Raw genomic sequence first — 7,336 nt, 5'->3', positions numbered from 1 at the left:
ATTGAACCCGTTAATTTTGGTTTAGGACCGGTGGCGGCAACGTCAAAATTGTTACAGCGCAATCAATTAACATTAGCTGAAATTGATCGGATTGAATTAAATGAAGCTTTTGCGGCCCAAACGTTAGCCTGTATCACCACAGGACATTGGCCATTAGAAAAAATCAACTTGGCTGGTGGGGCTTTAGCATTTGGTCATCCCTTCGGTGCCACGGGGGCAATTTTGACTCGGCGTTTAATGACCGAATTGCAGCGAGCACCTCAGGCCAGCTTAGGTCTTGTAACGATGTGTGTTGGTGGTGGGCAAGGGAGCAGTCTATTATTACGAAAGCGGGCATAGTATGGAAAAATGGTTAACCATAAAAAAAGCCGATGTTTTAACTTATCAGCAGCTATTACATATCAAGGAAATCGGAATACCAAATGCATTTTTATTAACTTTATGGCAGTATTTTGATGTCCCCGAATTAAAACAACAAGACTATTTATTAGCCACACAGAAGGTAAGGGTTTATCAAGAATTACAGGTCGATCAGGCTTATCTTGTAGCTTTAAACCGCATCAAAATTGTAACTAAAAAAACGGCCGCCTTTTGGACTTATCGCTTAACAATCAGCAAGGAGGCAAGGATATATGCCCAATGTGATACCAAAATCTATGTTCGAACAGCTTGCTGAATTTAGTTTTTCCACCGCAGATCTGGCGGCTTATCGAGCTTTTTCTAAAGATGACAATCCAGTGCACCAAAGTGGCGTTGTTTTTGGCATTCAGTTAATGGCTACTGTTGAAAGTTGTTTAGTTCAGTGGCTGCGGCTGACGCCAACGCATGAGACAACTTATTATTTTTTAGAAAAAGTTTTTGTTGATGAGACACTGCAGCTTTTAAGCACAAGGACTGGACGGTTTGAGGTTTGGCATGAAGACAAACTGGTAGGAAAGGGTGTGATTATATGAAACCAGTGGCTGTAATTACTGGGGGCACTCGGGGCATTGGCCGGGCCTTAGTAGCGACTTATTTAAAACAAGGTTTTCAAGTGGCAACGTTTTCGAGAAATGCACAGCATACTGCTGCTTTACGCCAAGCCTTCCCCGAAGCGGCATTATATATTGCGACATTTGATGTTAATGACGCGGATTTAAGCCGGCAATTTATTCGAAAGGTTATGCAAAAATTTGGGATCATTAATGTATATATATTCAATAGCGGTATTTGCCAAGATCAGACCTTTGTAAAAATGACAACTGAACAATGGCAACAAGTGATGGCAACAAATTTATTGGCTGCTTTTGCCATCACTCAGGAAGTATTCCAACAGGTAATGTTACAAACGCAGCCGGCTAAAATATTTCTAATGACCTCATCGGCTGGAATTGAAGGGGCTTACGGACAAGCAAACTATGCGGCCAGTAAAGGCGCTTTGATTGGGTTGATGAAAACATTAGCTTTAGAAGGCAAAAAATATGAGATCACCGTTAATGCCATTGCTCCGGCGGCTTTAACAGAGATGACGGCACCCGTAATTCACAAACTACAAGTAAAGTATCAACACCAAGGCCGTGATTTACCAGCCTATTGGCGGATTGGATCAGCCCAAGAAGTGGCGACGAGTTTATATCGGTTAACTTGCCGAAAAGAACTGGGTACAGGACAGATCTTTGCGTTAAATGGCACTGAAGTTATGATTTATCAACCCGCAGAAAAACGACCTTTTGTCTGGTAGCCTGATTTTTGCACACATTAAATTACAAATTGGCATTTGGGTCAATCGCGTGTAGTATTTAAACTACATTAATAATAGGAAGTGATTTTTTGCGAGTAAATATTTTACAGCACACACCAAACGAAGGCCCCGGCACCATTAAGACTTGGGCACAGGCGCATAATCATGAAGTCTATACTTATCACCCCTATCAATTTGACAAGTTACCCACTGCAGCAGAAACTGATTTACTCATTATTTTGGGCGGCCCGATGAGTCCCAATGATGATCTGGACTGGATTATTGCTGAGCGGCTGTTAATCAAAACATTAATGACCCAAAATAAGCCTATATTTGGCGCTTGTTTTGGGGCCCAACAAATTGTTAAAAGTCTTGGTTATCAAATCACAAAAGGGCCAAAAGAAGTGGGCTGGGCACCAGTTTATTTGCAATCCGATAAAATTACTGGTTTGCCAAAACAGTTAATGGCCTTACATTGGCATGAGGAAACTTTTGAAATTCCGGAAGGCGCCGATTTATTATTTTCTAGTGATTTACTTGTCAATCAAGGTTTTGTCATAGGCCAGCGTATTATTGGGCTTCAATTTCATTTCGAACCGCAAGCAGATGATGTTCGTGAAATTGTTGTCAACGATGGGGCATATACGAAAGATAATTTATTGCAGCAAACGCCGGCAATGATTTTGAAGACACCAGTACCAAAAGAAAACCAGCAGGTGATGTTTCAGCTACTGGATTATATTACAAAGACTATGGGATAGACTAACGGGTCTATCTATTTTTTTGCCTAAAAGTGGTATGCTAAATAAATAACTTATAACTAGGGGAGTAAAATTTAATGAAGCATATTGTGGCAGGGATTGTGGCCCACGTAGATGCTGGTAAAACCACGCTTTCAGAGGCGTTACTTTATCAGACTGGTGCTTTAAAGCAGCTGGGACGTGTGGACAATCAAGACGCTTTTTTAGATACAGATACTTTGGAAAAGCAGCGGGGCATTACGATTTTTTCACATCAAGCAACCTTTGAAACACAAGATTTAACGGTTACTTTGCTGGATACGCCAGGACATGTGGATTTCGCCAGTCAAACAGAGCAAGTTTTGAGCGTTTTGGATTATGCGATTTTAGTCATTTCGGCAACGGATGGGATTCAAGGTTATACAAGAACATTATGGCGGTTGCTGGCCCATTATCAGGTGTCAACGTTTATTTTTATTAACAAAATGGATGTTTGTCGATTTACAAAGGTCGAGTTATTGCAACAATTACAACAGACTTTTTCTAGTGGTTGTCTTGACTTTAGTGAAACTTTGACAGCAGAGACGCTAGAAGCAATTGCTTTACAAGATGAAACGGTGTTAGAGACTTTTTTGGCAACGGGGCAAATCACTACAGCGACATTACAGCAGATGATACAACAGCGGCAGCTTTTTCCATGTTATTTTGGAACTGCGTTAAAACTAACCGGGATAGAGACTTTGTTGGCTGGACTGCAACAATACACGGCAACCAAAATCAGACAGCCTGAATTTGGTGCCAAAGTTTTTAAGATAACCCATGATGCAAAGGGCGAACGGCTGACTTGGCTGCGGCTGACAGGCGGTACATTGCAGCCCAAGGCAGTTTTAATTGGGACGCAAAAGGTGAATCAAATTCGCCAATATAATGGTTTAAAATTTGAGGTGCTGCCGAAAGCAACGGCGGGTACGATTTGTACAATTCCAGGTTTAACAGACACTTATGCTGGACAAGGGTTAGGATTTGAGACAGATGGGCATAAACCACTGATTCAGCCCGTTTTAACGTATGGGTTAATCCCTAAAGGTCAAGATATTCATCATTGTTTGACGGTGCTACGGCAGCTGGAAGACGAAGATCCACAGCTCCATGTTTCTTGGTCTGAACAAATTCAAGAGATTCAAGTGCAACTAATGGGGGCAGTACAGTTAGAAATTTTGCAGCAACTGTTGTTGGAACGGTTTGATTTGGATGTTGACTTTAGTGCGGGGAGTATTTTGTATCAGGAAACCATTACCCAAGCGGTAGAGGGCGTGGGACATTTTGAGCCGTTACGCCATTATGCAGAGGTCCATTTACTGTTACAGCCGCTACCCGCAGGCAGTGGCCTTGTTTTTGACAATCAATGCAGTTTGGAAGTCTTGCCGCATAATTGGCAGCAGCAAGTATTAACGAATTTAAAGGCCAAAACCCAGCTCGGTGTTTTGGTCGGTGCGCCGTTAACTGATGTGAAAATAACACTTGTTGGCGGTAAGGGCAGCAATGTTCATTCTGTTGGCGGTGATTTTCGAGAAGCAACTTGGCGAGCGGTTCGTCAAGGATTAATGCTGTTAAAACAAACGGCCCATTGTCAGCTGTTAGAACCGTGGTATCAATTTAGATTGGAAGTTACCCAAGATCAAGTTGGGCGGGCGATGAACGATATTCAACGGATGCACGGTCATTTTGAGCCACCTGAAGTGCAGCCAGATAAAACAACGGTTAGTTTAATCGGTGAGGCGCCAGTTTCAGAGATGCAAGATTATGCCCAAGCAGTTTATGCTTATACCCATGGCCAAGGTCAATTAGAATGTGTGGTCACTGGTTATCAGCCATGTCATAACGCTGAAGCGGTGATTACAACAGCTCAATATGATCCGGTGGGTGATTTGGAAAATACGCCAGATTCAGTTTTTTGTGCCCATGGTGCCGGGTATCCGGTGGCTTGGGACCAAGTGCCCCAAACGGCGCATTGCCCTTATACGTATTCAGCGGCAGATTTAAAAAAATTAGGAAACTGAGGATTTATAAAATGCCAATTATGCATCATATTTGTATTCAAACCAATGATTATCCAGCGTCATTAGCGTTTTACCAAAAATTAGGATTTACGATTTTTAAAACGAGTCAAAATTTTCATGGCCGTGCTTATAATACTTGGCTGCAGTTAGCGGATTTTTACATTGAATTGCAAACGGGTAAGACACCGCTGACGGCAGGGACTGATTTAAACCATACGGGCCTTGTCCATTTTGGCCTTATGGTTTCGGATCTACCCAGTTATGTCGCACAATTAGCTTTACCAGATAAGTGTTTCAGATTAAAAAATAAGCAAGTCATTTATGAAGTTTTTGGCAGCCGATTATGTAAAGTGGTGGCACCTGAAGGCACAATTATTGAATTGCGGGATAGTCCCATTGAAGTGGGGGATTAGATGTTAACTGCCCATTTAGGCACAGTCAGCGCATATCCGGTTTTGTGTCAAATTTTACAGTATTTGAGAACAGTGCAGCACTTACAGACAGTTACTGTGAACGAACAAAATACAGGGGCGCTAGCGTTTTACTTAAAACAAGGTTTCACGGTCAGTCGCCGGTCACCACTTGATGAGCAGGGCCGACCCTTTCCGATTTTATATTTAACTTGGAGGTAATCACATGAAAGCAGCAGTTATTTATGAACCCGGTGGTCCCAAACAGCTTGTGGTGACACAAGTGCCTACACCAACGGTTAAGCCGGGATGGTCATTAGTAAAAATCAAAGCTTTTGGGATTAATCATTCGGAGATTTTTACTCGAGAAGGGGCTTCCCCGGATGTGAAATTTCCAAGGATTTTAGGGATAGAATGTGTTGGTGAAATCGAAGATACCAGTGAGGCAACCCGGTTACCGGTGGGGCAAAAAGTTGTGTCGATTATGGGCGAAATGGGCCGAGCTTTTGATGGCGGTTATGCGGAATATGCGTTGCTACCCAATGACCAAATTTATCCTGTGACGACGGAATTGGCTTGGTCAGATTTAGCGGCGATTCCCGAAACAGGCTATACGGCTTTTGGTTCAATGCTGAATTTAAATATTCAAGCAACGGATCGTATTTTAGTTCGAGGCGGGACTAGTGGTGTGGGGTTAACTTTTATGAATTTAGTCAAAGGACAATTTCCCGATATTGCCATTGAAGGCACAACGCGGCAATTGGCAAAATCTCGAGAGTTATTAACCGCTGGTTTTACCGAAGTTGTGGAAGATCAAGATGGTATTTTACAGACAGATACAACTTACGATAAGATTTTTGAACTCATTGGCCCCGCAACGTTGCGCGATACTTTAAAGCATATCAAAGAACGCGGGATCGTTTGCAGTACTGGTGAATTAGGCCATCAATGGACTTTAGATCAGTTTGATCCGATTATGGACTTACCACGGAATAGTTATTTGACAGCTTTCAGTTCCGGTGACGTGACTTCTGAAAAATTAAATGATTTATTTGCGTATATTCAGAAATATCAGATTCGTTTAAAACCAGCTAAAATATTTAAATTAGAGGACATCCAACAGGCGCATCTGTATTTGGAAAGTCAGCATAGTTTTGGTAAAGTTGTTATTGTTAATGCATAAGGCAATCAAAAATCGAAATGAGGCTAACAAATGGGACTATTAGATGGTTTATTAGGGAATGCAACGGAAGTAGATCACCAAGAAGTACAAACGCAATTGGCGGCAGTTTTAATGCCGGATGAAAAAATTGATTTGGCTTATAAATTAGTTAGGGATTTGGTTGTTTTTACAGATTACCGCTTGGTTGTAGTAGATAAACAAGGGATGACTGGTAAAAAAGTAGATTATAAGAGCTTCCCTTACAAGAGTATTTCTAGATTTAGTGTGGAGACGGCCGGTCATTTGGACTTGGATTCAGAATTAAAAATTTGGATTTCTGGGGCGGCTGAACCAGCACAGACGTTACAATTCACTGAAGATAAGAGCATTACGGCGATACAACAAGCTTTAGCCATCGCTGTTTTGAAATAACGAAAAGCTGTCATTTGGTGTAAAAAAACGACCGGAATTTGAACTGAAATTTATTTATAAAATAGGCTTGTATTCCAATGTAAAAGGTGGTTTAATAACCTTCATAAGTAATGATTTTGGAGGTCACATGGGATGTTCTTTACACCGAGCACGCATGATTATGAAGTGACAGGTTGTTTTAAAAATAACCTGGGGAAAGCTGTTTCTGAGAAACGGATCTGTCATAATGTGTCAAAAAAAGAAGCTAAAATGCAAATGAAAGTGCATTTGTTGCGGGCTTACTGTGAGTCCATTGATTTGAATGCACCGGTTCGAATTGATGTGGAACCAGCGCACCATAAGTCTTAACCGGTTTACTAAATTTGAAATTCCCATTATAATAAGGTTAACGACTGAAGGGGGCCGTATTTTAATGGATGAAAAAAATGTAGTAGAACCAGAATTTGCGGTGGGTGATAAGATTACTGTGCGTAAGAGTGTGGATGTACCAGTTTCATTTAAGGGTACAGTTACAAAGGTTTATACAAATTCTGCGATGGTATCTATTGATGATTTTGATGCTTCAGAACGAACTGTTGTCGAAGATCTAAAGTATAAGACGATTGTAAATTTTAAACATCTACGGAAATCTGGAAAAGGTAAAAAAGCAACAAAGCCAAAAGAATAGCATTTCATATAAAAATAAGAGACGCCGTCAAAAATTAAATTTTTGATGGCGTCTCTTTATTTTTGGGGTTGAAACGCGCTCACCAACACTGATTTCTACATATAACTACGCCTTGTTGCTAGTCGCAGGCGACTACCTGCCAAGT

General features: G+C 41.3%; 11 protein-coding genes and 1 pseudogene. All 12 read left to right on the top strand.

From position 1 onward, the window contains the following. Positions 1-339 (top strand): annotated as a pseudogene (locus EKM93_RS13275) (acetyl-CoA C-acyltransferase); the annotation flags it as partial. Between the two features lies 1 nt (position 340). Continuing rightward, positions 341-676, top strand: a complete 336-nt coding sequence (locus EKM93_RS13270; protein ID WP_125716004.1) for a hypothetical protein — start codon at positions 341-343, stop codon at positions 674-676. Continuing rightward, positions 633-953 (top strand): hypothetical protein, encoded by a 321-nt coding sequence (locus EKM93_RS13265; RefSeq protein WP_125716003.1) that lies wholly within the window; start codon positions 633-635, stop codon positions 951-953. The genes EKM93_RS13270 and EKM93_RS13265 overlap by 44 nt, the downstream gene beginning before the upstream one ends. Continuing rightward, on the top strand, positions 950-1,720 hold the full coding sequence (locus EKM93_RS13260) for an SDR family NAD(P)-dependent oxidoreductase (RefSeq protein ID WP_125716002.1): 771 nt from the start codon (positions 950-952) through the stop codon (positions 1,718-1,720). Before EKM93_RS13265 ends, EKM93_RS13260 begins: the two co-directional genes overlap by 4 nt. Before the next feature lie 89 nt (positions 1,721-1,809). Beyond that, a complete protein-coding gene (locus EKM93_RS13255) occupies positions 1,810-2,481 on the top strand; it encodes a type 1 glutamine amidotransferase (protein ID WP_125716001.1) in 672 nt (223 codons plus the stop codon). A 77-nt stretch (positions 2,482-2,558) separates the two neighbouring features. Beyond that, positions 2,559-4,520: an elongation factor G gene (locus tag EKM93_RS13250; RefSeq protein ID WP_125716000.1), complete on the top strand. Its 1,962-nt coding sequence runs from the start codon at positions 2,559-2,561 to the stop codon at positions 4,518-4,520. An 11-nt stretch (positions 4,521-4,531) separates the two neighbouring features. Continuing rightward, on the top strand, positions 4,532-4,933 hold the full coding sequence (locus EKM93_RS13245) for a VOC family protein (protein ID WP_125715999.1): 402 nt from the start codon (positions 4,532-4,534) through the stop codon (positions 4,931-4,933). Then, positions 4,934-5,152 carry a GNAT family protein gene (locus tag EKM93_RS13240; RefSeq protein WP_125715998.1) on the top strand — a complete coding sequence of 73 codons (219 nt, stop codon included), beginning with the start codon at positions 4,934-4,936 and terminating at the stop codon, positions 5,150-5,152. It begins immediately after the preceding gene. A gap of 4 nt (positions 5,153-5,156) precedes the next feature. Then, positions 5,157-6,113 carry a zinc-binding dehydrogenase gene (locus tag EKM93_RS13235; RefSeq protein WP_125715997.1) on the top strand — a complete coding sequence of 319 codons (957 nt, stop codon included), beginning with the start codon at positions 5,157-5,159 and terminating at the stop codon, positions 6,111-6,113. A 30-nt stretch (positions 6,114-6,143) separates the two neighbouring features. Beyond that, positions 6,144-6,524 (top strand): PH domain-containing protein, encoded by a 381-nt coding sequence (locus EKM93_RS13230; RefSeq protein WP_125715996.1) that lies wholly within the window; start codon positions 6,144-6,146, stop codon positions 6,522-6,524. 132 nt (positions 6,525-6,656) lie between these two features. Continuing rightward, a complete protein-coding gene (locus EKM93_RS13225; protein ID WP_125715995.1) occupies positions 6,657-6,872 on the top strand; it encodes a hypothetical protein in 216 nt (71 codons plus the stop codon). Positions 6,873-6,936: 64 nt separating this feature from the next. After that, positions 6,937-7,191: a hypothetical protein gene (locus EKM93_RS13220; RefSeq protein ID WP_125715994.1), complete on the top strand. Its 255-nt coding sequence runs from the start codon at positions 6,937-6,939 to the stop codon at positions 7,189-7,191. Positions 7,192-7,336: the final 145 nt, after the last annotated feature.

The organism is Agrilactobacillus yilanensis (assembly GCF_003946725.1).
Classification (GTDB): Bacteria; Bacillota; Bacilli; order Lactobacillales; family Lactobacillaceae; genus Agrilactobacillus; species Agrilactobacillus yilanensis.
The sequence above is the reverse complement of the archived record's forward strand: the minus strand, read 5'-3'. Positions and strand labels throughout refer to the sequence as shown.

What these genes read in the sequence shown, in the direction of transcription:
- EKM93_RS13270 (WP_125716004.1), top strand. Translation starts at nt 341, where the DNA reads ATGGAAAAATGGTTAACCATAAAAAAAGCCGATGTTTTAACTTATCAG.
- EKM93_RS13265 (WP_125716003.1), top strand. Translation starts at nt 633, where the DNA reads ATGCCCAATGTGATACCAAAATCTATGTTCGAACAGCTTGCTGAATTT.
- EKM93_RS13260 (WP_125716002.1), top strand. Translation starts at nt 950, where the DNA reads ATGAAACCAGTGGCTGTAATTACTGGGGGCACTCGGGGCATTGGCCGG.
- EKM93_RS13250 (WP_125716000.1), top strand. Translation starts at nt 2,559, where the DNA reads ATGAAGCATATTGTGGCAGGGATTGTGGCCCACGTAGATGCTGGTAAA.
- EKM93_RS13245 (WP_125715999.1), top strand. Translation starts at nt 4,532, where the DNA reads ATGCCAATTATGCATCATATTTGTATTCAAACCAATGATTATCCAGCG.
- EKM93_RS13240 (WP_125715998.1), top strand. Translation starts at nt 4,934, where the DNA reads ATGTTAACTGCCCATTTAGGCACAGTCAGCGCATATCCGGTTTTGTGT.
- EKM93_RS13235 (WP_125715997.1), top strand. Translation starts at nt 5,157, where the DNA reads ATGAAAGCAGCAGTTATTTATGAACCCGGTGGTCCCAAACAGCTTGTG.
- EKM93_RS13230 (WP_125715996.1), top strand. Translation starts at nt 6,144, where the DNA reads ATGGGACTATTAGATGGTTTATTAGGGAATGCAACGGAAGTAGATCAC.
- EKM93_RS13225 (WP_125715995.1), top strand. Translation starts at nt 6,657, where the DNA reads ATGTTCTTTACACCGAGCACGCATGATTATGAAGTGACAGGTTGTTTT.
- EKM93_RS13220 (WP_125715994.1), top strand. Translation starts at nt 6,937, where the DNA reads ATGGATGAAAAAAATGTAGTAGAACCAGAATTTGCGGTGGGTGATAAG.